Here is a 22027-nt window from a genome sequence, read left to right as displayed (position 1 = left end):
TTTGACCCTGCGTCATGGATGCCCGCTGCCGGCGGTGACAGCAGTGCGGCGTCCAACTCCCCTACATGTAGGAGACTTCCATGAGCACTACGCCCTCGCCAAACTCCCGCCCGGCCACGCTCCGCCCGCCGGTCGAACCGACCTTCGACCAGGAGCTGTGCGGGCTCGTGCTCGACACCGCACCCCGGCTGTTCGCCGTCGTCCAGGTGTGCGGCGAGAACGCCGACGGGTGGGTCGCGGCCTGGGGGCTCGCCGACTCGGACGGCCGGAGCCACGTGATCAGCATCAATGGGCGGACGCGGATGACCCTCCCCTCGCCCGAGCGGGCCGTGCGCCACTTCTCCGGACGGCCGGGCATCACCGCCCGGCTGATCTGGCTCTCCCCACCGAAGGCCGCCACCGTGAGCCGCGCCGCTGCGGCCTGAACCTCCCCCGTACCTCCCCCTACCCGCGCTCGACGAAGGCCAGCAGGCGCTCGTTGACCAGCTCGGGCTGCTCCAGATTGAGTCCGTGTCCGGCCTTCTCGACAACCTCCGCCCGCACGCCCGGGATCAGGCGGGTGACCCGCTCCACCACCTGGCGCGGCCTCAGCAGCGCGCTGCGCCTGCCCACCAGCACCAGCACCGGCAGCTCGATCGACGCCAACTCCCCGTCCGTGAACGGCCGGGCCGGCGGGCGGCTGCCCGGCTTGTAGCTCCGCATGGCGAGCATCAGCGGTGCGATCATCTCGCGCGGCGCGCTCAGTGCCGGGTTGGCCAGCAGCCGGCCGACCGCCGGGCGCAGCGGGCGCGGGGCGAGCATGCCGAACAGGCCGCCGACCATGTGGGCGTAGAACCGCGCGGGGACCTTCTCGATCCCGCCCGGGTCGAGCGGTGCGACCGAGGCCAGCCGCTCGGGCGCGTGGATCGCCTGGTTGAGCGCCAGCCAGCCGCCGTACGACACCCCCACCAGGTGGACCCGCCCCAACCCGAGGCCGGCCAGCACCTCCCCGAGCCAGGCCGCGTTCTCCTCCGACCCGGCTGCGACGGCGCGTTGCACGCTGCGGCCCGGGTCGTCCAGGGTGTCGATCGCGTAGACAGGGTGCCGCTCGCCGAGCGCCGCGATCTGCGGGTACCAGTTGGACGGGTGCCCGGCGTGGCCGTGCAGCAGCACGATCGGCTCGCCGGTCGTCGCGCCGTAGCGGTGGACGTGGACGCTCCCGTACGCGGTCTCGATGTCGAGTTCCCGGCGCGGGCCCGGCCAGAGTTCCATCGCCCGGTCGTACGCCTCAAGGAACTTCGCCCGAGCCGGCTCGCTGACGAAGTGTCCGACGCTGGTCCTGGTCATGATCCCTCCCTGTTTGATGGTATGGTTGTACCACAAAAAGATCCGGAAGGAACCCGATGCCGAAGCTGGTGGATCACGAGGAGCGGCGGGCCCACATCATCGACGCCCTGCTCCGCTCGGCGGCGAACAGCGGCCTGCACTCCGTCACCATGCGGTCGGTGGCCATCGAGGCCGGCGTCTCAGTGCGCCTCGTGCAGTACTACTTCGACACCAAGGAGCGGTTGCTGCTCGCCGCCATGACCCGGCTGACAGCCCGCATGAGCGAACGTGTCCAGCGGCGCGTCCGCGCGATCGGCGCCACCGACCCGCGCGGCATCATCGAAGCCGTCCTGCTCGAAGCCGTCCCCACCGACGAGGAGAGCCGGGCCTTCCACCTCATCCACACCGAGTACGCGGTGCTCTCCGTCACCGATCCGGCCCTCGGCGGGCCCCGGTTCCTCGCCGCGCCCAACGAGATGGAGGCCTTCCTCACCGCCCAGCTGACCGCCGCCCAACAGACCGGAACCGCCGACCCGCAGCTGGACCCCCGCCAGGAGGCCGTCGTCCTCCTCGCCGTCTCCGCCGGCCTCGGCCTCAGCGTCCTCCTCGGCCAGCGAACGGCGGAGGCCGCCACCACCGTCCTGCGCTACCACCTCGGGCGGCTCTTCCCCGGCTAGGAATCTGTCCGGTCGATCACGTGACTCACTAGACTCTCTCCTCATCCTGGAGGGGGTGGCTGAAGCAGTGATGACTCGTGAGTCGGCCCTTGCGATGGTGCAGAAGATCATGGATGGGGACTGCTACAACGACGCCGAGATCGACCGCACGCTGGAGGCCCTGGACAGGGGCCTTGGCTGTCCGAGTGGCTACGTCAGCGACTTGATCTACTCGGCCGACGGGCCGGAGCCGACAGCGGCCGAGGTCGTCGAACTGGCCCTGGCCCACCGCCCGTTCGCGCTGTGAGAACGACAACCGCTCGGACCTGCTTCAGCCAGTGCAGCGCATCGTCACGCGGGCGGGTGAGCCGACGGCCGACGCCCGTACGGGAACCGGTGCCGCTGGCAGGATGGCGGCCATGCCGAACACCAGGCGCGTGAAGCCGCCCACCAGTTCCCGGACCGCCCCGGGAACGTCCGTCCACACGATCAAGGTCACCCTGTCCGGTTCCAAGCCCCCGATCTGGCGTCGCCTTCAGGTGCCGTCGGGCACGGATCTGCGGCGGCTGCACGACCTGGTCCAGGCCTCGTTCGGCTGGGAGGACTACCACATGTGGGCCTTCGAGACCGGGCGGGAACGGTACGGCGTCACCGATCGGGACCTGGGGATCCGCAACGCGACGGCGATGCGCCTCGACCAGATCGCCCCCGGCGTCGGCACGCGGTTCCGCTACATCTACGACTTCGGCGACAACTGGGAGCACGACATCCTCGTCGAGGCCGTAGGAGACGCCGAACCCGGTGTCTCCTACCCGCACTGCCTCACCGGCCGACAGGCCGGCCCGCCCGAGGACTGCGGCGGGATCTGGGGATACGAGTACCTCGTCGAGGTTCTCACCGACCCCGGCCACGAAGAACACGAGGAACGACTCGAATGGCTCGGCCTCGACTCGGCCGACCAGTTCGACCCCGCCGCGTTCGACCCAGCCGAGATCAACACCGCCCTGGCCGACTACACGGCCGTACTCGTCCACGACTGAAACCGGACCGCGCCCAGCCGATCGCGCTCCCACCCCCGCCGGGGGGCGATCAAGACCCTCGCAGGATCAACGCGGTGCTGCACCGGTAGTGCTTTGTCAGGTCAGTGCTGGTCTTGGCCTGGGTCAAAGCACTACAGGAGCCTGACTCTTCGGTGGGTTGGTCAGTGGACGACGAGCCGGTTCTGCTCTCCGTCGAAGATGTCAGCCAGGACGTCGGCCTCCCTCCGGTGCCCTTCGAAGAGACCCCGCCGGTCGACGTGCACGACCAGGATGTCGTGGCTGTCGATCACCTCGGAGATGCCCCGGGTCTCGATCGTGTCCGACCACGCGTTCAGGTTCCGACCGAACCACTCCGGCAGCCCGCAGGGCTCGCTCACCGCGTCCCAGAAGTCGTTCAGTGTCTCGATCCGCCGACCGCGCAGGTCGACTATCAGCTCGCTGTCCGTCATCCCAGCAGGGTAGCGAGCCGACTGCCGGCCAAGAGACACACTCCGACCGAGGAAGCCTCGAGAGTGCTACCGGCCGGCGGTGATCGACGGCTGCCCGACGGATGCCGGACCGACCCGGTCGACGCGGTCGTCAGAAGTAGCCGAAGAAGCGGTCCGACCAGGTGGGCCGCTGGATGTACGAGGGCAGTCGGCTCGGCCCGTCGTAGTCGCTCTCCAGTAGTTCCTCGGCAACCACGACATAGCCGAGTTCGACCAGCGCCCGGTTGACCCTGGCGAGGTCCGCGTCGTCCAGCTCGCCCTCGGTCCGGGCTTCCTCCGTTCCGCTGAAGGCGCCCGGGTTGTCGGCGCAGACCAGCGCCAGTGAACCGAACTTGCTGACGCAGACGACGATCCGGGTTCCGCAGACGGTCGCGTCCCCGGGAACGACGACGCGTCCGTACTCGCTGGAGTCCTGGGCGTCCTGCTCAGCCGGGCAGGGAACAGCGAAGTCGGCTTCGAGTCGAGCCACCAGAGCACCGAAGCGAACCGCGGTCCCGCGACGGTCGTAGCGCTGCGGCCACTCCAGCCACTCCGGATCATCGAGCTCGCGCAGCAGCGCCGGCAGGTCCGCTTCACTCTCGGTCATGCGCTCATCCTGGCGCGGCTGCCGCCCGCGGAACAGTCCGGGGCACCGGCACACTCGGCGCTCCCCGACCTCACCCGCCCAGGTTCAGTAGCATCAGGGATTCCGATCGTGAAGGAGTGCCGACCGCGTGAGACTCGTCTGTGACCCCGTGTACGGCGAAGTGGATCTGACGGCGTCGGCGGAGGAACTGAACCGTCTGGCGGACGCGGTGGCCGAGGGCAAGGGGCTTCTCGGCTCTACCCCCTCGCCGGACGCCGACGCCCTGGCGGGGATCGAGGTGAAGGGGACCGCCGGCCCCGGTGTCCTTGTCCATCTGGACTCCGAGCGGCAGTTCCTCGTGATCAGCGGTGACTCCGCCGGCCGGGCGGTACTCGCGGACAACCTGCGCGGCATGGCCTCCGCCGAGGACGGCGGCCACCTCCACATCGACTACTTTCCCGGGCACTTCTACCTTGCCGAGGGTTCCCTGCCGCTGGTGGTCAACAGTCCGCACGGAGGCATGCCGACCCGCTGAACCGGCCGTTGGTTGTTCGTGGTGACCGAGGATCCGACCAGCGGGATGCCCGCCGGGGCGGTGGTCGCTTCGTCAGTCCTGGAGCCGGCCGAGCAGTCTCCTCCTGAGCGGAGGTAGCGGTCCCGGAGAAAATGGATTGCCTCGGGGGCGGCGCTCACGTTGGCTGGGCAGCATGGCTGAACTGCGTACCGATCGCCTCGTGCTCCGTCGATGGCAAGACTCCGACCTTGAACCGTGGGCGGCTATGAATGCCGATCCTGAGGTTCGGGAGCACTTGGGCGACCTGCTCACCCGTGAACGGAGCGATGCCTCCGTGGCGCGCTTCCAGGCCGAGTTCGACCGGCGAGGCTATGGATGGTGGGCGGTTCAAGTGCAGGCCACGGGCGAGTTCATCGGCTTCGCGGGCTTGGACCAGGTGGATGATGACATGCCGTTCACGGGGGTAGAGATCGGTTGGAGGCTCGCTCGCTCGGCCTGGGGCCAGGGTTACGCCACCGAGGCCGCCCTGGCTGGTCTTGCCTTCGGCTTCGAAACGCTTGAACTCCCCGAGATCCTTGCAGTGACGACTGCTACCAACATCCGTTCCCAAGCAGTGATGCGCCGGATCGGCATGACCCGCGACCCGGCTGACGATTTCGACGACCCCACCGCGCCCGAAGGGCCACTGCGTCCGAACGTGCTGTACCGAATCGCGCGTGGTGTGAGGGCCTGACGCTCTCCCTCCTGGTCGGTCGACCTGCGCACACGGACAGGCTCAGCCACCACACCCCCAACGGTCGCATCGGACGTTTCCGGACATCCAACCGCTCGAACCGCTGATCCGGCGAACCTTCCCGGTCAGTACAACTAGACCAAGGCCCCCTGCTCCGCGGGCTGGCGCGGGACGCCGTGGAACACCTGGCGCGTGTGCCACTGCCGGTGGCGGTCGGCGACCGGGGGGCGGCCGGGCTGGGGGCCGATGAGCGGGCGGCCGGAGAGTGCGAGCACGTGGCGGCGGCTGGCCTCGCTGCGGCCGACGAAGCGGTCGGAGACCAGGATGCGATGGCCCTCGCCGAGGCCCAGCACGCCCTTGTCGAAGAGCTTGTGGTGCAGTGAGCACAGGCACAGGCCGTTGTCGACCTCGTCCGGCCCGTCGTGCGACCACCAGCGCACGTGCGCGGCCTCCAGCCCGACCGGGCTCGCCCCGAGGGCGCCGTCGTAGCCGCAGAAGGCGCACTGGAACTCGTAGGCGGTGAGTATCAGTTCACGCATCCGCCGGTCGCGCTGACGCCGGGCCGCGGCCTCGGGCCCGCCCACGGCCCCGGTCTCGGCCCGCTCCAGGTCGAGGCCGACCGCCTCGCAGAGGTCGGCGTGCAGGGACGTCGGGAAGTGGGCGTCCAGCAGCACCCGGGCCATCCGGCCCAGCAGGGCCGGCTCCTCGCCGAGCGCGGCCCGCAGCGCGGGCGCGAGCCTGCCGGCGGCCCCGCTCGCCCGGAGGACCCCGACCCCGCTGCCGGGACTCCCCGGCCCTTGGTCGGTGCGGACCTCCCACACCCCGTCGCTGACCAGGTGGTGGAACGGGTAGGCGGGGGTCGTCGGACGCGGCGGGCCGTACTCGACGAGCAGCCGCTTCAGCTCCTCCTCGACCGCGCTGTACCGCAGTTCGCCGCCGGCGTCCCGCTGGTAGCCGCCGAGCGCGTAGAGCAGCAGCAGCGGCTTGTGCGGCGCACGCTCGCCGCCCTTCGTCCAGCGCCTCAGCCGCGCCACCCGATCGAGCCAGTCCATGCCGGCCAGCGTAGTTCGCGGCACGACGAAGGGATCACCCGGGCCGACGGGTCTGCCCCCGGCTCCCCGAGCCGGTCGAGGTCACTCCGGCCGGAATGCGCTGGCCTCGAGCGTGGCGGGTGAGCCACGATGCCCTCTCGTGCCGGTTGAACGGGGGAGAGTCATGGCTGAGGTGGCTCCGATGGATCTTGTCGTTCTCGCTGACGACGAGGGCAACGGCGTCGGCATCACGGTCCTGGGGCGGCACCCGCGATGGTCCGGCGGGCTTGCCGCCGAGATCGCCGTGGCGACGCCCTTCGTCAGTGGGCGCATCGACCTGGTGCTGTCGGCCTCGAAGTTGGAGGAGTGGGGCCTGGCCCTGGACAAGCTCGGTGCCGGCCAGGACATCGAGTGGATGGAGATGGACAGCGGACCGTCCGTCTTCATCCAGCTCACCGGTGAGCGCGGGTGCCCCGAGGTGGTTGTCGAGGACGAGTCGGGCTCGATGGTCACCGTGCGGGTTCCGATCGACCTGCCGGAAGGGTGGATCGCGGACCACCGCGAACGCCTCCGGAACCTGCTGGACTCCTGGAGCCCGATCCCGTCAGTGTAGGGATGGCAACGGCCCGGCCTGCTGTCGGCCGGAGGCGAACTGGTCGTACTGGTCGTACTGGTCGAGGAGTTCGGCCGTCGCGGCTTGGTCCGGCGCGACCTCCAGGGCTGCGGCGAGGTGGTGGCGCGGCGGGCGGGGCCGGGTCGAAGGATCGGTGGAATTTTTTTCCGGATCGACCGGATGCCAACCACCCAACGGCGGCAGGCATTGTCGGCATGCCATCCAAAAGTGCCCACGAGAGCGGCCCGTCCCGCAAAGTTCGGACTTGCGGGCTGGAACGGCGTCGAAATGTGGTGCGCTTCTTTCTGCGGCGATTTCACGAATTCGCAGGTGGAGATGTGTGCTCCGTAGACGAAACCATGGCTCTGACCTGCGGAGATCAGCAATAATTTATATCAATCTGCACTGCTCCAACGGCCCGCACAGGACCGTCGCTTCGGAATCAGGAGGCGGTCCACACTCTGCCCGAGCGTGGGTATCCTCGTCACCGGACCCGCAGGCGGAAATGAAAATGGGCGCCGCTCCCTCGCCGGAACGGCGCCCGTATGCCTCATCGGGTTCGAAATCCGTTATCCGATCCGGAAGGCATTGCCATGCTCTCACAGGAAACACCCGCACCGACCCCGTCCCGGTCCCGGCGACTGCACCTGCGGGTGACCGCCGGCGGTCTCGGCAGCCTGGCGACGACGGTCGACCTGGGCCTCGGGTGGCGTCTCGTCCGGGCCGGGATGGGCGCGCCCCAGGCCGGGGCGATCTGCTTCGGCCTCCTGGCCGTCCCGGTGTTGGTGGCGCTGGCCGCTGTCCTGTGGTCCGCGGACCGACTGGAGGCCTCGCCCCGGAGCTGACCGAACAGGGATGGTCCGAGCACCCAGTAACGTTACTGGGTGCTCGGACTGCCCTTGCCTGGAGGGGAGTTGTCACGGATCACGTGATCCGTGACATACCCGGCCCGCCGCACCGCTGCTGCGCCGTGCGCCAGGCGGCGGTGACGGCCCGGTGGGCGGCGGCGGTGGCCTCGGGGATGTCGCCGGGCAGGTGGAGCGGGGCGCCGAGGTGGACGTGCAGGGCGGGGCGGCGTACGGGGGCGGTGGCGAGTCCGGCGAGCTGTTTGGCGGTGCCGCCCGAGCTGAGGCGGCGGGCGCCGCACTGGCCGAGCGGCACCACGGGGGCGCCGGTCGCCGCCGCGAGCCGGGCGAGGCCGGTGCGGAAGGAGCCCGGTTCCGTGTCGCGGGAGTCCCGGTGCTTCGGCAGGCCGCCCTCGCCGTAGATGAGGACGACCCGGCCGGCCGCGAGCGCCGCGGCGGCCGCGTCGAGGGCTTCGGCCGCCCGGGCCGTGCCGCGGTGGACGGGGATGTGCCCGCCGGAGCGCAGCGCTCCGCCGAGCACCGGTACCCGCCACAGTCCGGCGGTCGCCATCACCACCGGCTCGGTGCCCAGGCGGCGCAGCGCGGCCAGCACCACGCCGGGGTCGGCGGCCGAGGTGTGGTTGGCCGCGACGACGCTGCCCGGGGCGACCGGGCCGGGTGTCTCGGAGGTGACGGAGAGGCGCCCGAGGACGGGCACCAGGGCGGCGGCGATCCGGCTGAGCATGGCGGGCCCTCCGTGGCCTCCGGCGTCGTGGGACCGCCATCGTCCCGGCACACCGGCCCCGCCCGCCTGAGTAGCGGTACTCAAACGGGACCGGGTGCCGGCCGCCGGGTCAGCCGCGCTGCACGGTGACCCGGTCCACGGCGGTGCCGTCCTCGGTGAGCGAGCGCACCTCCATCCGGGCGGGCCTGCCCGCGACGGCGGGGGTCACGTCGATGGCCACCAGGCAGTAGCCGGTGTATCGGACCCTGGACCAGGTGACCTTGACGGTCTGGTTGTGGCCGCTCCGGTCGGAGACCACCATCGGCACGGGCTTGTCGTTGGCGCTCTCGTGCCCGAGGTAGGTGTCGGCGACGGGGAAGGAGTAGAGCCCGCCGCCACCGCCGCCCGCGACGACGTAGGTGGTGCCGTCCTTGACCGGGTCGACGGTGTCGCCGGAGGCGACCTTGCGGGTGGGCTTGCCGGCCCGGATGGGGTCGGTCCGCTCGTAGACGTGGTTGTGGCCGCTGAGCACCAGGTCCACCTGGTACTTGTCGAACAGCGGGGCCCAGTCCTGCTGCGCGCCGAGTTCGGCCCCGTTGTCGTGGCAGGTGGAGTACGTGCACTGGTGCAGGTAGACGACGATGAAGTCGATGCCGGTGTCGGCGCGGAGCGCGGCGAGCCGGCTCTCCAGCCACTTCTTCTGCTTGCCCTTGGTGTAGTCGAGGTTGGCGGGGGTGTTGTAGCAGACGTCGTTGCCGTCGAGGCTGATCAGGCCGACGTTCTGGTAGCGCCAGGAGTAGATGCCGGTGGACTGGCTCCAGGCGTTGTCGGGCGTGGTGAAGCGGGCGCGCATGCCGCCGTAGCCGTCGGTCCCGTACCAGGGCTCCATCTCGTGGTTGCCGATCGCCGGCATCCACGGGGTCCGCGCGGCGACGGGTTCGTTCTGTACGAAGAAGGAGTCCCACAGGCGGGCGTCGTACGCGTCGCTGGTCTTGCCGCTGCCGCCGGCGTTGGCGTAGGAGAGGTCGCCCATGTGGAGGTGGAAGGCGGGGTCGAGGCCGGCGATCAGGTTTCCGGTGGCCGCCGCGTTGTACCCGATGCCCTGGTCGCCGAAGGCGGTGAAGGTGAATCCGGCGCCGCGGCCGGGGGCGGGCGCGGTGCGGAAGCTCGCCACGTCGCCGAGCCGGGCGCCCTGGCCGGCCGGGTCGTAGCCCTGGTGGCCGACGACGTAGTAGTAGGTGGTGTCCGGGATCAGCTGGTCCAGCCGGGCGTGCAGGTAGTACTGGGTGACGGTGGTGGGCTTGACGAGGGGCTGGTCCTCGACCGGCTTCTGCCAGGAGAGCTTGCTGACCAGGGTGCGGACCTCGGCGGCGATCGGGGCGCCGTAGTCGCCGGGCTGGACGCCGATGCGGACGAACGGCGCGGTCACCGCGTCCGGCACCTGCCAGGAGACGACGACCTGCTGGGACGGGTCGGCCCCGTAGGCGAGGTGCCGGCCGAAGGGCCGCAGCGCGGACCCGGCGGTCCGCTCGCCCCGGGGCGCGGGGACGGTCGGGGCGGTGGAGGAGGTCGGGGTGACGGGGGAGGTCGGGGTGACGGGGAGGGTCGGGGTGGCCAGGGCGGTCGGGCGCGGGGCCGCCAGGGCGGTGCCCGGCAGCAGCAGGCCGCCGGCCGCGAGGGCCGCTCCGCCCGCCGCGCCGGCTCGGAGGAGGTCGCGCCGGGAGTGCCGTGGGGTCTCGGTCTCGGACATGACATCAAGTTAGGAAACTTCCCTAACCTTTGACAAGAGGTCCGGCATCACCGGACGTGTTTTCGATTCCCTTTCACGGTAGGCGAGTTGGTACGACAGCGAGGGCCCGCCGCGCACCGGGCGGCGCGGCGAGCCCTCGACGACGGGTGCGCTACCGGCGGGCGCCGGCGACCGACCGGCCCTGCGAGCCCTCGCCCTGGGAGTCCTCACCCTGGTCGTCGTCGTCCCAGCCGTCGCTGCGGTCGCGGTAGAGGGTGAAGCGGTCGTACAGCACCGGCGTCGGGAGCGGGGCGGCGGCGGTGGCCGGGACGGAGTGGTAGTAGCTGACGGTGATGGCGGTCCGGCCGCCGGGCACCGACCCCGGGTCGACGTCGAAGACCGCGACGCCGTAGGGGTAGCGGGTGTCCGGGTCGGTGACGGCGGACCAGTGGGCCTTCTCCTTGGCGTCCGGGTCGGCCTTGTAGGTGAGGCGCTGGGTGCGGACGGTGGCTTCGCGGACGCCGTCGGCGTCGGCGGGCAGGTAGACGTCGTCGTGCCCGGCGGTGCCGCCGCCGCCCAGGATCAGGTGGACGGTGCCCTGCGAGGTGTCGATCTGCCGCAGGTCGTCGTCGGCGACGGCCGGGGTGAGCAGGCCGCCGGGGGCGGTGCCGCGCACCGGGTGGGTGCGCTCGTAGTCGTGGTCGTGGCCGGCCAGCACGAGGTCGACGCAGTGGCGGTCGAGCAGCGGCAGCAGCTTCTCCCGGAGGCCCATGTCGCCGCCGTGGCTCTGGGCGGAGGAGGACATCGCGAACTGGTGCAGGTAGACCACGATCCAGTCCACCGAGCTGCCGCCCCGCGCCCGCGACAACAGCCGGTCCAGCCAGCGGAGTTGGGTGCCGTCGCTGTAACCGCTGATGTAGATCGACTGCCCGGTGGCGGGGTCGATGCTGGCGTCGTCCTCGACCGCGATCTCGTTGCCGTCCAGGCTGACGAAGAGCACCGAGCCGATCTGGAAGCCGTACCAGGTGCCGCAGTGGTCGCGGGTGCCGTTGTCCGGCAGCTCGAAGCGGGTCAGGTAGGAGGCGTAGCCGAGCTCCCCGCCACCCGCCTCGACCTCGTGGTTCCCGGGCGTGGGCATCCACGGGCGGTGGGCGGCCGATCCGGACATGTTGTTCATGAACGCGTTCCAGGCCTGCGGCTGGCGCTGCGGGTTGTTGTTGGCGTACGCGAGGTCGCCGTTGAGCAGGTGGAACAGCGGGTCGAACCCCTCGACCTGACGGACCGCCGCCGCGCCGTGGATGGAGGACTTGCTGAACACGTTGTCGCCCGTGCCGAGGTCGCCGAAGCTGGTGAAGCGGAACGCGGCCCGGCCGGGCGCGGGAGCGGTGCGGAAGGTGCCGCGGACCGGCGGGGCGCCGTCGTGCAGCACCTCGTAGACGTACGTGGTGTCGGGCCGCAGGCCGTCCAGGCGGGCGTGGTGGGTGAAGGTCTCGACCTTGTTGAGGCCGTCCACGTAGCTGCGGCTGCGCGCGTGCACCGTCCGGCCGGCGCCTTCACGCGGGGTGCCGATCCGCACCCGGGGACGGTTCACGGACGCCGCCGTCGCCCAGGAGACCGTCATCTCGCGGGAGGGCTCGTCGCCCCACTGGAGGTGGAGTTGCTCCGGGCCGGGCGTGCCGGCCACCGCCGGCTGGGTCCACAGCAGGGTGGACGCGGGCAGCGCGGCGAGCGCACCGGCCGCCGCACCGGTGCGAAGGACCGTCCTTCGAGACGTACGGGATGTGCGGGAAGTACGAGAGGGTTGTGCCACCACTGCCGCCTCCTGGGCTCGGGGAAACGCCGAGGAGGCTCCCAGCCGCACCGCACGGCCGGGTCACGCCCAGCCGTGCGGACGGCGAACGGCAGCCGAACGGCGGGTGGCCGGGAACCCTCGGTGCACGACCTTGTCCGCGGTCGGCCGGGCGGCGTGGGAGCCCCGAGGTCGCGGCGCGCGGGCCGGGGCCGCGACGACGGCTGTCGGCGCCGGAAGCGGGCGGCAGGCGCACCAGCGGCGAGGTGACGAGGCACCAAAGCGACGAAACGGCAAGGCGACGAGGAGTACGGCCGGTCGGCCGCCGACCACCAGGGTGGCCCCGGGCCGCCGCGCGGGTGACCCGTCGGACGTGTCGTCCACGGAACGCACCGTCCGGCGTGCATGGGTGGGAGTGCGCCGCCCCCGTGGACGGCGCCGGTCTTGTCCCCGAGTCTGAGAGCCGCCCATGCCTCCCACCGTTCGCCTGCGCCGCATCGTCCCGACCGCGCTCTGCGCCCTCACCGTGGCCCTCGCCGCCCCCGCGGCCCACGCCGCGCCGCCAGGCCGCGACAGCCGGTCCGACCCCGGGAGGGAGGGCGGCGGCTCGTACGACTGGGACCGCGTGGCGGCCTGCGAGAGCAGCGGAAACTGGCGCATCAACAGCGGCAACGGCTACTACGGCGGCCTCCAGTTCGACCAGCCCACCTGGCGGGAGAACGGCGGCCTCGGCTACGCCCCGCGCGCCGACCTCGCCAGCCGCGAGCAGCAGATCGCCGTCGCCCAGCTCCTGGCCGAACGTCGCGGCCTCTCCCCCTGGCCCGTGTGCGGCGCCCGCGCCACCCACGGCCAGGGCCGCGACAACGCCCCGCCGCCCCCGGCCCACGCCCACACCCACACCCACGCCGCCCCGGTCGAGTCCGAGGACGGCACCTGGACGGTCCGCGAGAACGACACCCTCGCCGACCTCGCCGAGTCCCTGCGCGTCCCCGGCGGCTGGCCGGCGCTCTACGAGCTCAACCGCGACGCGGTCGGCGAGGACCCGGACCTCATCCATCCCGGACTGGTCCTCGAACTCCCCTCCTAGGACCGGTCGAACCCGACCGCCGCCCGCGCCCGCCCAGGCGCGGGCGGCGGTCCGTCGTTCCGCCCCGGACACGCCGCCGGCCCGTCCGCTCACCAGGAGCGGACGGGCCGGGGCGGACGGACCGGGGCGTGGGGGCCGCAGCGTACGGGCCTCGCAGCGGAAGCAGGCCGTCAGCCGACGTGGACGCGCGGGCGGCGCGAGCGGTCCGGCTCGGCCTCGCGCAGCACCTCGCGGGTGACGGGTGCGACCTCGCCCTGTCCGAACAGGAAGAACCGCAGGAACTGGGCGAAGGGGCTGCCCTCGGTCCACTCGAAGTAGAGGTGCGGCTGCTGCCCGGTGCGGTCCCGGATGTTGAGCGCCAGCGCGGCGAGCGCGTTCGGGATGCTGGAGCTCTCCAGGGTGAGCACCCGGTAGCGGCCGTGCAGCACCTCGCCGCGCACGGTCAGCGCGGCCTCGAAGTCGGAGGCGTCGCGGACGGTCACCTCGACGAAGACCAGGTCGTCCTCGCCGGGGATGTCGTTGTCGGCGCGGATCTGGTGGATCTTGTCGCGGTACTCGGCGAGGTCCCGGCTGTTCGGCTCGTTGGCGATCAGCCGCAGCGGCCGGTGGGCGTAGTCCCTGATGAAACGTTCCGCCACGTCGTCCAGGGCCACGCTGGTGACACGCAGCTCGAAGGCGCGGCGCAGCCGGGAGAGCAGCGAGACCAGGACGATCCCGGCGATGAAGCAGGCGCCGATCTTCAGGCCGTCCGGCCGCTCCAGGCAGTTCAGCACGGTGGTGTAGAGGAAGATCGCCGCGATGACCGCGAAGGCGACGGTCCAGCCGCGCTCGCGCTTCTTGTGCGCGGCGATGGTCACCGCGATGGCGGCGGAGCTGATCAGCACCAGCACGCCGGTCGCGTACGCGCCGCCCTGGGCGTCCACGTCGGCGTCGAAGATCCAGGTGACCAGGAAGCCGATCAGGGTCAGCACGATCACCATCGGCCGCACCGCGCGGGCCCAGTGCGGGGCCATGCCGTAGCGCGGCAGGTAGCGGGGCAGCAGGTTGAGCATGCCCGCCATGGCGGAGGCGCCGGCGAACCAGAGGATCGCGATGGTGGAGAGGTCGTAGACGCTGCCGAAGGCGCCGCCGAGGTACTGGTGGGCCAGGTACGCCAGGGCGCGGCCGTTGGCGTCGCCGCCGGCCTTGAACTGGTCGGCCGGGATGAGCAGCGTGGTGATGAAGCTGGTGGCGATCAGGAAGCAGCTCATGATCACGGCGGCGGTGGTCAGCAGCTTGCGGGTGCCGCGGATCCGGCCGGCCGGGTTCGCCTCGGTGTCGTCGGGGTCGCCCTTGATGTGCGGCATCACGGCGACGCCGGTCTCGAAGCCGGACAGGCCGAGCGCCAGCTTCGGGAAGGTCACCAGGGCCACGCCGACCATGACGATCGGGTTGCCGTGCTGGGCGGTCAGCGCGTCCGTCCAGTCGGTGACCACGTGCGGCGCCGAGACGATCTTCCAGAGGCCGACGGCCACCACGACCACGTTCAGCACCAGGTACGTCCCGACCAGGAAGACCGCCAGGCCGATCGCCTCACTGAAGCCCTTCAGGAAGACCGCGCCGAGCAGGGCCACCAGGACCAGCGTGATCACCACCTGCTTGCCGCCGAGGAAGCCGGTCAGGTGCGGGTTCTCCACCAGGTGCGCGCTCGCGTCGGCGGCGGACAGCGTGATGGTGATCAGGAAGTCCGTCGCCGCGAAGCCGAGCAGCGCGAGGACGAACAGCTTGCCCTTCCAGAACGACAGCAGCCGCTCCAGCATCGCGATCGAGCCCTCGCCGCGCGGGCTCTCCTTGGCCACCCGCCGGTAGACCGGCAGCGCGCCCAGCAGGGTGACCACCACCAGCACGATGGTGGCGATCGGCGACAGCACGCCCGCGGCCAGGGCGGCGATGCCCGGCTGGTAGCCGAGCGTCGAGAAGTAGTCCAGGCCGGTCAGGCACATCACCCGCCACCAGCGCTGGCCGGCGGGCGTGCCGTGCGCGGCGGAGTCCCCCGCCGCCGCGCCCCCGGTCGGCGCCTCCGGGGCGCCCTCGTCGGCGGACTGCCGCGCGGGCTTCTCCGCGGTCACGTCCTCCAGCAGCCAGCTGCGGAGGCGTATTCGCGCCGACGGCGCGTCCGACTCCGCCGTCTCCGTCGAACCCGACGAAACCACCTTGCACCTCTTGTTTAAAGACCCCGTAAAAACGCCGTCGGGCGACGGCAGTGCGTCAGGCTATGCGACCGGCGTTAAGGATCCGCTACCGGGCCGCGTTAAGAAATCGTCATGACGCCGCAGGTCGGTGCCGGTGGCACGCCGGAGTGCGCCGGGTGCCGGAGACGGCGGGACCCCGAACCGGCGGAGCGGTTCGGGGTCCTTTCGGGGTGGAACCCGGGCACTTTCGCGCGGGGGGGGGAGTCCGCGATCAGGCCCGGTAGCCGAGGACGGTCATCATGCCCGTCTCCGCGTGGTAGACGTTGTGGCAGTGCACCATCCACAGGCCCGGGTTGTCGGCGTCGAAGTCGACGGCCAGGGTCGTGCCCGGCAGCACCACCGCGGTGTCCTTGCGCGGGCCGTCGCCGGGCAGCGCGAAGCTGTGACCGTGCAGGTGGACGGGGTGCCACATGGCGGTGCTGTTGCGGAACTCCAGCCGCACCCGCTCGCCCGCCGCCACCGGGTAGCGCTGCGCCGGGTCGTACCGGCGGCCGTTGAACGCCCAGTCGGCCTTCGCCATCCCGCCGGTGAGCTCCAGCCTCACCGTGCGGTCCGGCGCCTTGGCGGGCAGCCGGACGTCCGGGGCGGCCTTGAGCTGCCCCGCGGTGAGCAGCCGGCCGTCCAGCTCGGCCGGGCGGACGGCGGCGTCGGGCGCGGCGCCGCCGCCGGTGCGCAGCACGGCCAGGGCGGTGGCGTTCTTGCCCTCGGCCAGCGCGGTCAGCGGGAAGGCGCCGTCCTTGGCGGTCACCAGCACGTCGTAGCGCTCGCCCATGCCGAGCAGCAGCGCCTGGGTGGTGGCCGGTTCGACCGGGAAGCCGTCGGTGTGGGTGACGGTCAGCTCGTGGCCGCCGAGAGCGACCCGGTAGGCGGTGTCGCCGCCCGCGTTGACCAGCCGGATCCGGATCCGGTCGCCGGGCTTGGCGGTGAAGGTCTCGGGCGCGGTCGCGAGCCTGCCGTTGACCAGGTGGAACGGGTACGCGACGTCACCGGCGTCGCCTCCCAGCAGCGGGCTCTGAGCGCCCATCAGCATCCGGGACGGGCCGGCGGCGTTCGGGGTGCTGCCCGCGCCGGGCGTCCCCGCCATGTCGTGGCCCGGCATCCCCGTCATCCCCGGCATGTCGTGGCCGGAGCCGCCCGAGTGGTCCATCCCGCCCATGCCCCGGGCGAGTTCGGCGAGGACGGCGTCCGGGGTGCTGCCGTCGACGCCGTCCACCCAGTCGTCCAGGACGACGACCCACTCCTTGTCGTAGGCCAGCGGCTCCCTGGGGTCCTCGACGATCAGCGGGGCGTACAGGCCGCGGTCCTGCTGGACGCCGGAGTGCGGGTGGAACCAGTACGTGCCCGGGTGGGCGAGCGCGAAGCGGTACTCGAAGGAGGCGCCGGGCCGGACGTCGGCCTGGGTCACGCCGGGCACGCCGTCCATGTCGTTGCGCAGCGCGAGGCCGTGCCAGTGCAGTGTGGTGGGCTGCGGCAGGTGGTTGGCGAGGGTGACGGCGAGCGTGTCGCCGAGGGTGGCGCGCACCTCCTGGCCGGGCAGGCGGTCGCCGTACGCCCAGCTGCGGACGGTGCGACCGCCGAGGTCCAGGGTGGTCTCGGTGGCGGTGAGCGCGACCTTCCGCTCCGGGCCGGGCTTGCGCCGGGCCTCGGCGGCGGCGACCTCGGGGCCGTTCGGGGCGAGGTAGCCGGCCGGGGCGGCGGCTCCGGTCGTGCCGCTCGTGGGGCCGTGGTTCATGGACCCGTGGTCCATGCCCTTCATGGAGCCGGAGGAGCAGGCGGTGAGCAGGCCGGTCCCGGCGGCGGCGAGCGCGGCGCCGAGGACGGTACGACGGGTGGGTGTGCGCATGGCGGAGTGCACCTCGTGCGGTGTGTGGGTGTGCAGGACGTCGCGTCGGCCGTTCCGTGCGCGGGCGCTGCGGGGCGCGAGCGGGCGCGTGGACGTGCGCGCGGGCGCTCCAGGGCGGGCGCGGGCACGGGACGGCGGGCGCGCGCCTACTGGCGCAGCACCGAAAGCCGGGTGAGGAGTATCCGCCCGCCCCCGGGCGGGGGCAGCGCGCGGACGGCCCGCAGCAGTCGGGCCCGTACCTCGGCGGCGGCGTCGCCGCTGCGGCGCAGCAGCGGGCCGGCGAGGAGCAGCACCAGGGTCCAGCCCGCCAGGACGGCGAGGCAGACCGCCATCGGGTCCATGCCGCCGGCGATGGTCGGGTCGACGGCGGAGGCGGCCGGGATGGCGGGGTCGACGGCGGAGGCGGCCTCCATGGGCGCGGCGGCCGGGCCGTGGTGGACCGCGGCCGCGGGGTGCGCCGGGTGCACGGCCGAGGCGTGCGTCCCCGCTCCCTCGTGCCCGCCGGAACCACCGTGCCCGCCGTACCCGCCGGAACCACCGTGCCCACCGCCCGGATGGCCGAGCGTGTGCATCGTCACGATGCCGAACAGCAGCGCGGCGAGCAGCAGCAGGCGCGGCGCCCACGGCACCGGCGGACCGAACGGCCGTGACCGCACCATCCTCCGCCTCCTGTCCCCAGCCGCCGCCATGTACCCCGGCAGGGTATCCCGGCCGGACACCGCGGACCGAGCCGGGGCGCACCCCCGCGGGGGGGCTACTCCGGCCCCAGCACCGCGGCCGCCACGTGCTCGCGGAACCAGCGGTGCCCCGGATCGGCCGAGTTGCGCGGGTGCCAGGCCATCCCCAGCTCCAGCAGGGCGAGTTCCAGCGGGATCGGGAAGGTGCGCAGGCCCAGCGCGGCGACGGTGTCCGGCAGCCAGTCCTCGGGGACGAGGGTGACCAGGTCGCTGTCCCGGGCGAGCAGCATCGCGCCGGTGTGGCTGGGCACGACCACCGCCACCCGACGCCGGAGTCCGAGTTCGGCGAGCCCGGCGTCGATCGGGCCGAGCCGCTTGCCGCGCCGGGAGACGCCGATGTGGTCGGCGGCGGCGAACCGGCGGACGGTGATCCGGCGGCCGTCGAACAGCGGATGGCCCGCCCGGGCGAGGCCGACCAGGGGAACCCGGAGGAGCTGCCGGGTGCGGACCTCCGTGTCCAGGTGGCCGAGCACGCCCAGTTCGACGTCCACCAGCCCCTGCCGCAGCGCCGGCCCGTCCTCCAGCGCCTCCGGCAGGAAGACCACGTCCACCCGCGGGGCCTCCGCCCGGACCCGCTCGACGAGGGCGCCCGCCGTCCGTACCAGCATCAGTTCACCGGCCTGCAGCGTGAAGGTGCGGTCGAGGTGGACGGGGTCGAAGCCGGCGCCGGGGCGCAGCACGTCGTCGCAGCCGCGCAGCAACGCGCCGACCTCCTCCCGCAGTTCGAGTGCCCGCGGGGTCGGGACGAGGCCCTGCCCGGCGCGCACCAGCAGCGGGTCCTCGACGGCGCGGCGCAGCCGGGCCAGCATCCGGCTGACGGCCGCCGGTGAGGTGCCGAGCCGCTCGGCGGCGCGGGTCACGCTGTTCTCCTGGAGCAGGGCGTCCAGCGCCCGCAGCAGGTTGAGATCCATTGGCCGTCCGCTCCTGACCTGGGTCTTTGCATTCTGGGCAACTATCCGATGCCGATCCTTGCATGGCTCCCGCCGCGGCTGCCGACGACAGTGGAAACGACCGCGAAACCGCGGAACCACGCAAACCTCACCGAGGAGTCCTCATGTCGCAGCCCACCCGTGCCGACCGCACCGACCGCACCGGCGACGTCCTCGCCATCGTCAGCCAGAGCGGCTCGAACGTCCTGTTCTTCGACGCCGCCACCGACCGGCACCTCGACACCGTCCGGGTCCTCGCCGAACCGCACGAGCTCTGCTTCGACCCGACCCGGCGGCTGCTCTGGTGCACCAGCGCCTACCGCTCGGGCTACTACGGCGCCAACAGCGGCCGCCGCACCGAGGTGACCGTCATCGACGCCGACACCCGGCGGGTCGTCGACGTGGTCGACCTCGCCCCCGAACACGGCCCGCACGGGCTGGCCCTGGACACCGCCCGCGGCCGGCTGTACGTCAGCGTGGAGGGCGGCCCGGACCGGCCCGGCGGCGTCGTGGTCATCGACACCGGGACCCGCCGCCCGATCGGCCGGATCGACACCGAGGCGCCCGGTCCGCACTGGTTCGCCATCACCCCGGACGGCCGGACCGGCTTCGCCACCAACAAGGAGGCACCCTTCGTCTCGGTCGTCGACCTCGACCGGGGCGTGCTGACCGCCAAGGTCGAGGTCCCCGGCAGCGAGGGCCTGGCCGTCTCCCCCGACGGCGCCCGGGTCTACGTCGCCGGCCCGTACTTCTCGACCACCGCCATGCCCGCCCCGACCCCCGGCATCCGCGTCATCGACGTCGCGACCGCGTCCGTCACGGACGTCCTCCCGACGGACTCCCCGGCCCTGCCGGTCCACCTCACCCCGACCGGCAGGCTGCTGGCCGGCGAGGTGCGCAGCGTCCCCGAGGCCGGCTCGCCCCTGGGGCGCCAACTCCCCGGCCGTCTCACGGTCTTCGCCGCCGACGGTCACCAGCGGCTCGGCTCGGTCGAGGTGGGCCTCTTCCCGCTCACCGTCACCTCCTCCCCCGACGGCCGCCTCGCCTACGTCTCCTGCGCCGTCTCCTCCACCGTCGACGTCATCGACCTGGAGGCGCTGGAGCCGGTGGCCCGACTGGAGGTCCCCCGGCTCGGCGAGGCGGGCGCGCACGGCCTGGCGTACCTGCCCCGCCCCGCCTGAACCCCGGGACGGACCACGGGAGTTCGAGGACCAGGGACTACGAGGCAGCTGTCAGGATGCGGCCGTCGGCGCCCACGGTCAGATCGAGGCGCACCGCCGGCTGCCCGGCGGCCGTACCCTCGCGGCGGTAACCAAGCGTGCGGGCAGCGCCGTTCGGGCCAGCGGGGGTGACGGTCGGGGTCAGGCCGGCGATCCGGTCGGCGAACCAGGTGTCGGCGAAGGCCCGGCCGGCGGCGACGACCTGCTCCGGGGTGAGGGCGGGCGAGCCGGCCGCGTCGGCGGAGGGCGTGGCGGCGGCGACGGCGAGCAGACGGCCGCTGGGCTGCTCGATCCGGAGGTCGCCGCGGTCGGTGCTGACGTCCATGATCTGCTGGGTGAGCCCGGGGTCGGCGGTGGTCGTGGTGGTGTCCACCAGCGTGCGCGGGCCGAACACGCCCTCCGCCACCCGCTGCGCCGTCGCGATGTCGTCGGACGGCGGGGCGAAGAGGCCCGGCGAGTCCCGGTACGTGCGGATCCCGAAGTGGACCACCAGCCCCGCCCCCGCCAGCCCGACGGCGCCCAGCACCAGCCCGTGGACCAGGTCCCGGCGCAGCCTGGGCAGCCCGCGCCGCCGCGCCAGCAGCCAGCCGGCGGCGAGCAGCGTCCCCAGTAGCGCGCCGGCCGCGTTGTCGACGAAGTCCGCAGCGTCGCAGGCGCGTCCGGTCCCGAGCAGGGTCTGGACGACCTCGGTGACGGCGGACAGCACCGCGCAGCCCGCGAGCACGGTGACCGGCCGTCGGAAGAGCAGCACGCCGAAGAACGCCAGTGGCAGGTAGAGCGCGATGTTCATCAGCCCCTGCTGCGCCGTCGCGTCGGCCCACATGCCGGGCCCGATCGCGCAACTCGGCGGCCCCGAGTACCCGGTGGCCGTCGGTGTCAGCGTCACCGCCAGTTCGCCCGCCAGGCTCAGTCCCCACAGCACCGCCGTCGGGACCGCCATGCCTCTCCGGCGGGCCCACCGGGCGGTTCCGAGGGCGAGCGCCGACCCGAGGACGGCGAACACGAGCAGGAGGGCGGGGACGGCCGAGTAGCTTGCTTCGATCATCAGGTCTTCCGGGTCAAGGGTAGGCAAAGGAACGCTACCCCAGCCGTGGCACCGGCCCGCTCCGGCCCCGGACCCACCCTCAGGTCCCTCGCGAGACCGAGCCGTCCACGCGAGGGACCTGCACGTATTCCCTCCCGGGGGCGGCCGCCGGCTGTCCGCATCGCGGAACGCGGGACGGCGGCGGGCTGACACCTTCCGCCTGACCGAAACCTGCCAAGTCGACTGCCGCGCAGCTCATCCGGGGTCGGCGCGACGTCCCCTTCCTGGCCCGAAGCTGCCACGCGTTTGGTGTCACCCTGAACCCGTGTGAGCGCACCGGGGCCCGTGCGAATCTTGGGACCACCGAGGCCGCGGACGAACGAGAGCGGCCCGAAACCCCCCAGGATTCGGAGGACTTCCCCATGTTCACCTCCGCGCGTTCCCGCGGCCCCGTACGCCGGACGACGACCGGGCTCACCACCGCGCCGGTCGCCCCGCTTCCCTTCCGCCCGCTCCCGCAGGCCTTCCCGGCCGCGGTGGGCAGCGGCTTCTCCTGGGGCTGACCGGCCGGTTCCCCCCAGAGCTCCCAGGACTTCCGGTGCACCTCGTCGGCGTGCTGCTGACCGCCGCGACAGGCGGGTCGGCGGGCGCCCGGCCGACCGTCGGGGCCGTGCTCTCGGCCCTGGACAGCGTCACGTCCGCCCGCGACGGCGTCGAGCACCTCCACGTCCACATCACCCCCCGGGGTGTCCGGTTGACCTTCTACCTCGCCGGCTGCGACCTGACCGACGCCGTCGGCCGCGCCATCGCGATCGCCCACCGGGCCGTCGCCGGCCCGACGGCACTCGCCCGGTTCGCCGTCGCGGACTTCAACGTGCTCGACCGGCCCGCCGGCCCGCGGCGCGACACCCACTGACGGCCACT

25 protein-coding genes are annotated in these 22027 nt (G+C 72.6%); 12 read left to right on the top strand and 13 right to left on the bottom strand.

Features of this window, described 5'->3' with window-relative positions; all coding sequences use genetic code 11:
- Positions 1-80: 80 nt before the first annotated feature.
- The gene (locus tag AMK13_RS14765; protein ID WP_074002512.1) at positions 81-425 is read left to right on the top strand and encodes a hypothetical protein; all 345 of its coding nucleotides are present in this window, start codon (positions 81-83) and stop codon (positions 423-425) included.
- Between the two features lie 19 nt (positions 426-444).
- Here AMK13_RS14765 and AMK13_RS14760 read toward each other — a convergent pair whose 3' ends face one another.
- Positions 445-1326: an alpha/beta fold hydrolase gene (locus AMK13_RS14760; protein WP_074002511.1), complete on the bottom strand. Its 882-nt coding sequence runs from the start codon at positions 1324-1326 to the stop codon at positions 445-447.
- 56 nt (positions 1327-1382) lie between these two features.
- Between AMK13_RS14760 and AMK13_RS14755 the strand changes: the two genes are divergently transcribed.
- The 3 genes from AMK13_RS14755 to AMK13_RS14745 all read left to right on the top strand — a co-directional run bounded on the left by AMK13_RS14755 (position 1383) and on the right by AMK13_RS14745 (position 3001).
- Positions 1383-1982 carry a TetR/AcrR family transcriptional regulator gene (locus AMK13_RS14755; protein ID WP_074002510.1) on the top strand — a complete coding sequence of 200 codons (600 nt, stop codon included), beginning with the start codon at positions 1383-1385 and terminating at the stop codon, positions 1980-1982.
- 55 nt (positions 1983-2037) lie between these two features.
- Entirely contained in the window at positions 2038-2268 is a 231-nt protein-coding gene (locus AMK13_RS14750; RefSeq protein WP_310593110.1) for an e9imm peptide, read from the top strand.
- 112 nt (positions 2269-2380) lie between these two features.
- Complete coding sequence (locus tag AMK13_RS14745; RefSeq protein ID WP_074002509.1) at positions 2381-3001, top strand: plasmid pRiA4b ORF-3 family protein; 621 nt, start codon at positions 2381-2383, stop codon at positions 2999-3001.
- 161 nt (positions 3002-3162) lie between these two features.
- Here AMK13_RS14745 and AMK13_RS14740 read toward each other — a convergent pair whose 3' ends face one another.
- Both AMK13_RS14740 and AMK13_RS14735 read right to left on the bottom strand, forming a co-directional pair.
- Positions 3163-3450, bottom strand: a complete 288-nt coding sequence (locus AMK13_RS14740) for a barstar family protein (protein ID WP_074002508.1) — start codon at positions 3448-3450, stop codon at positions 3163-3165.
- Between the two features lie 130 nt (positions 3451-3580).
- Entirely contained in the window at positions 3581-4075 is a 495-nt protein-coding gene (locus AMK13_RS14735; RefSeq protein ID WP_074002507.1) for a hypothetical protein, read from the bottom strand.
- Positions 4076-4202: 127 nt separating this feature from the next.
- Between AMK13_RS14735 and AMK13_RS14730 the strand changes: the two genes are divergently transcribed.
- The gene (locus AMK13_RS14730; protein WP_074002506.1) at positions 4203-4589 is read left to right on the top strand and encodes an Imm32 family immunity protein; all 387 of its coding nucleotides are present in this window, start codon (positions 4203-4205) and stop codon (positions 4587-4589) included.
- Between the two features lie 172 nt (positions 4590-4761).
- Positions 4762-5301, top strand: coding sequence for a GNAT family N-acetyltransferase (locus tag AMK13_RS14725; protein ID WP_049650069.1), 540 nt, complete (start codon positions 4762-4764; stop codon positions 5299-5301).
- A gap of 134 nt (positions 5302-5435) precedes the next feature.
- Here AMK13_RS14725 and AMK13_RS14720 read toward each other — a convergent pair whose 3' ends face one another.
- Entirely contained in the window at positions 5436-6353 is a 918-nt protein-coding gene (locus AMK13_RS14720) for a phosphorothioated DNA-binding restriction endonuclease (RefSeq protein ID WP_074002505.1), read from the bottom strand.
- Positions 6354-6534: 181 nt separating this feature from the next.
- On the opposite strand from AMK13_RS14720, the gene AMK13_RS14715 reads away from it, so the two are divergent.
- Complete coding sequence (locus AMK13_RS14715) at positions 6535-6945, top strand: DUF5959 family protein (RefSeq protein ID WP_143204540.1); 411 nt, start codon at positions 6535-6537, stop codon at positions 6943-6945.
- On the opposite strand, the gene AMK13_RS42850 is transcribed toward AMK13_RS14715, so the two are convergent.
- Entirely contained in the window at positions 6937-7140 is a 204-nt protein-coding gene (locus AMK13_RS42850; RefSeq protein ID WP_143204539.1) for a hypothetical protein, read from the bottom strand. The genes AMK13_RS14715 and AMK13_RS42850 overlap by 9 nt on opposite strands.
- A 398-nt stretch (positions 7141-7538) precedes the next feature.
- Between AMK13_RS42850 and AMK13_RS14710 the strand changes: the two genes are divergently transcribed.
- Positions 7539-7790, top strand: coding sequence for a hypothetical protein (locus tag AMK13_RS14710; protein ID WP_074002503.1), 252 nt, complete (start codon positions 7539-7541; stop codon positions 7788-7790).
- A gap of 79 nt (positions 7791-7869) precedes the next feature.
- Here AMK13_RS14710 and AMK13_RS14705 read toward each other — a convergent pair whose 3' ends face one another.
- From AMK13_RS14705 to AMK13_RS14695, 3 genes are all read right to left on the bottom strand, one after another.
- A complete protein-coding gene (locus AMK13_RS14705; RefSeq protein ID WP_074002502.1) occupies positions 7870-8535 on the bottom strand; it encodes a lysophospholipid acyltransferase family protein in 666 nt (221 codons plus the stop codon).
- 109 nt (positions 8536-8644) lie between these two features.
- A complete protein-coding gene (locus AMK13_RS14700) occupies positions 8645-10264 on the bottom strand; it encodes a purple acid phosphatase family protein (protein WP_074002501.1) in 1620 nt (539 codons plus the stop codon).
- Positions 10265-10415: 151 nt separating this feature from the next.
- Positions 10416-11927 (bottom strand): purple acid phosphatase family protein, encoded by a 1512-nt coding sequence (locus AMK13_RS14695; RefSeq protein ID WP_074002500.1) that lies wholly within the window; start codon positions 11925-11927, stop codon positions 10416-10418.
- A gap of 574 nt (positions 11928-12501) precedes the next feature.
- Here AMK13_RS14695 and AMK13_RS45880 point away from each other — a divergent pair.
- Complete coding sequence (locus AMK13_RS45880) at positions 12502-13119, top strand: LysM peptidoglycan-binding domain-containing protein (protein WP_074002499.1); 618 nt, start codon at positions 12502-12504, stop codon at positions 13117-13119.
- 170 nt (positions 13120-13289) lie between these two features.
- Here the strand turns inward: AMK13_RS45880 and AMK13_RS14685 are convergent, their stop codons facing one another.
- The 4 genes from AMK13_RS14685 to AMK13_RS14670 all read right to left on the bottom strand — a co-directional run bounded on the left by AMK13_RS14685 (position 13290) and on the right by AMK13_RS14670 (position 18841).
- Positions 13290-15311 (bottom strand): APC family permease, encoded by a 2022-nt coding sequence (locus AMK13_RS14685; protein ID WP_074002498.1) that lies wholly within the window; start codon positions 15309-15311, stop codon positions 13290-13292.
- A gap of 250 nt (positions 15312-15561) precedes the next feature.
- Positions 15562-17193 carry a multicopper oxidase family protein gene (locus AMK13_RS14680; RefSeq protein WP_074002497.1) on the bottom strand — a complete coding sequence of 544 codons (1632 nt, stop codon included), beginning with the start codon at positions 17191-17193 and terminating at the stop codon, positions 15562-15564.
- A gap of 146 nt (positions 17194-17339) precedes the next feature.
- The gene (locus AMK13_RS14675) at positions 17340-17852 is read right to left on the bottom strand and encodes a hypothetical protein (RefSeq protein WP_107418736.1); all 513 of its coding nucleotides are present in this window, start codon (positions 17850-17852) and stop codon (positions 17340-17342) included.
- Between the two features lie 95 nt (positions 17853-17947).
- Positions 17948-18841, bottom strand: a complete 894-nt coding sequence (locus AMK13_RS14670) for a LysR family transcriptional regulator (RefSeq protein ID WP_074002496.1) — start codon at positions 18839-18841, stop codon at positions 17948-17950.
- A 143-nt stretch (positions 18842-18984) separates the two neighbouring features.
- Between AMK13_RS14670 and AMK13_RS14665 the strand changes: the two genes are divergently transcribed.
- Entirely contained in the window at positions 18985-20040 is a 1056-nt protein-coding gene (locus AMK13_RS14665) for a YncE family protein (RefSeq protein ID WP_074002495.1), read from the top strand.
- A 37-nt stretch (positions 20041-20077) separates the two neighbouring features.
- Here AMK13_RS14665 and AMK13_RS45875 read toward each other — a convergent pair whose 3' ends face one another.
- Positions 20078-21124: a VanZ family protein gene (locus tag AMK13_RS45875; RefSeq protein ID WP_074002494.1), complete on the bottom strand. Its 1047-nt coding sequence runs from the start codon at positions 21122-21124 to the stop codon at positions 20078-20080.
- 401 nt (positions 21125-21525) lie between these two features.
- Between AMK13_RS45875 and AMK13_RS43480 the strand changes: the two genes are divergently transcribed.
- Together AMK13_RS43480 and AMK13_RS14655 are read left to right on the top strand one after the other, a co-directional pair.
- Entirely contained in the window at positions 21526-21666 is a 141-nt protein-coding gene (locus tag AMK13_RS43480; protein WP_158077701.1) for a hypothetical protein, read from the top strand.
- 35 nt (positions 21667-21701) lie between these two features.
- The gene (locus AMK13_RS14655; protein WP_074002493.1) at positions 21702-22019 is read left to right on the top strand and encodes a hypothetical protein; all 318 of its coding nucleotides are present in this window, start codon (positions 21702-21704) and stop codon (positions 22017-22019) included.
- The last annotated feature ends 8 nt before the right edge of the window (positions 22020-22027 follow it).

Origin of the sequence: Streptomyces sp. CB02056, assembly GCF_001905545.1 — a bacterium.
Classification (GTDB): domain Bacteria; phylum Actinomycetota; class Actinomycetes; order Streptomycetales; family Streptomycetaceae; genus Kitasatospora.
The sequence above is the reverse complement of the archived record's forward strand: the minus strand, read 5'-3'. Positions and strand labels throughout refer to the sequence as shown.

Bases quoted from the DNA above. Each gene is read 5' to 3' on its own strand.
- AMK13_RS14765 (WP_074002512.1), top strand. From the start codon at position 81: ATGAGCACTACGCCCTCGCCAAACTCCCGCCCGGCCACGCTCCGCCCG.
- AMK13_RS14760 (WP_074002511.1), bottom strand. From the start codon at position 1,326: ATGACCAGGACCAGCGTCGGACACTTCGTCAGCGAGCCGGCTCGGGCG.
- AMK13_RS14755 (WP_074002510.1), top strand. From the start codon at position 1,383: ATGCCGAAGCTGGTGGATCACGAGGAGCGGCGGGCCCACATCATCGAC.
- AMK13_RS14745 (WP_074002509.1), top strand. From the start codon at position 2,381: ATGCCGAACACCAGGCGCGTGAAGCCGCCCACCAGTTCCCGGACCGCC.
- AMK13_RS14740 (WP_074002508.1), bottom strand. From the start codon at position 3,450: ATGACGGACAGCGAGCTGATAGTCGACCTGCGCGGTCGGCGGATCGAG.
- AMK13_RS14735 (WP_074002507.1), bottom strand. From the start codon at position 4,075: ATGACCGAGAGTGAAGCGGACCTGCCGGCGCTGCTGCGCGAGCTCGAT.
- AMK13_RS14725 (WP_049650069.1), top strand. From the start codon at position 4,762: ATGGCTGAACTGCGTACCGATCGCCTCGTGCTCCGTCGATGGCAAGAC.
- AMK13_RS14720 (WP_074002505.1), bottom strand. From the start codon at position 6,353: ATGGACTGGCTCGATCGGGTGGCGCGGCTGAGGCGCTGGACGAAGGGC.
- AMK13_RS14715 (WP_143204540.1), top strand. From the start codon at position 6,535: ATGGATCTTGTCGTTCTCGCTGACGACGAGGGCAACGGCGTCGGCATC.
- AMK13_RS14710 (WP_074002503.1), top strand. From the start codon at position 7,539: ATGCTCTCACAGGAAACACCCGCACCGACCCCGTCCCGGTCCCGGCGA.
- AMK13_RS14705 (WP_074002502.1), bottom strand. From the start codon at position 8,535: ATGCTCAGCCGGATCGCCGCCGCCCTGGTGCCCGTCCTCGGGCGCCTC.
- AMK13_RS14700 (WP_074002501.1), bottom strand. From the start codon at position 10,264: ATGTCCGAGACCGAGACCCCACGGCACTCCCGGCGCGACCTCCTCCGA.
- AMK13_RS45880 (WP_074002499.1), top strand. From the start codon at position 12,502: ATGCCTCCCACCGTTCGCCTGCGCCGCATCGTCCCGACCGCGCTCTGC.
- AMK13_RS14680 (WP_074002497.1), bottom strand. From the start codon at position 17,193: ATGCGCACACCCACCCGTCGTACCGTCCTCGGCGCCGCGCTCGCCGCC.
- AMK13_RS14675 (WP_107418736.1), bottom strand. From the start codon at position 17,852: ATGGTGCGGTCACGGCCGTTCGGTCCGCCGGTGCCGTGGGCGCCGCGC.
- AMK13_RS14670 (WP_074002496.1), bottom strand. From the start codon at position 18,841: ATGGATCTCAACCTGCTGCGGGCGCTGGACGCCCTGCTCCAGGAGAAC.
- AMK13_RS14665 (WP_074002495.1), top strand. From the start codon at position 18,985: ATGTCGCAGCCCACCCGTGCCGACCGCACCGACCGCACCGGCGACGTC.
- AMK13_RS45875 (WP_074002494.1), bottom strand. From the start codon at position 21,124: ATGATCGAAGCAAGCTACTCGGCCGTCCCCGCCCTCCTGCTCGTGTTC.
- AMK13_RS43480 (WP_158077701.1), top strand. From the start codon at position 21,526: ATGTTCACCTCCGCGCGTTCCCGCGGCCCCGTACGCCGGACGACGACC.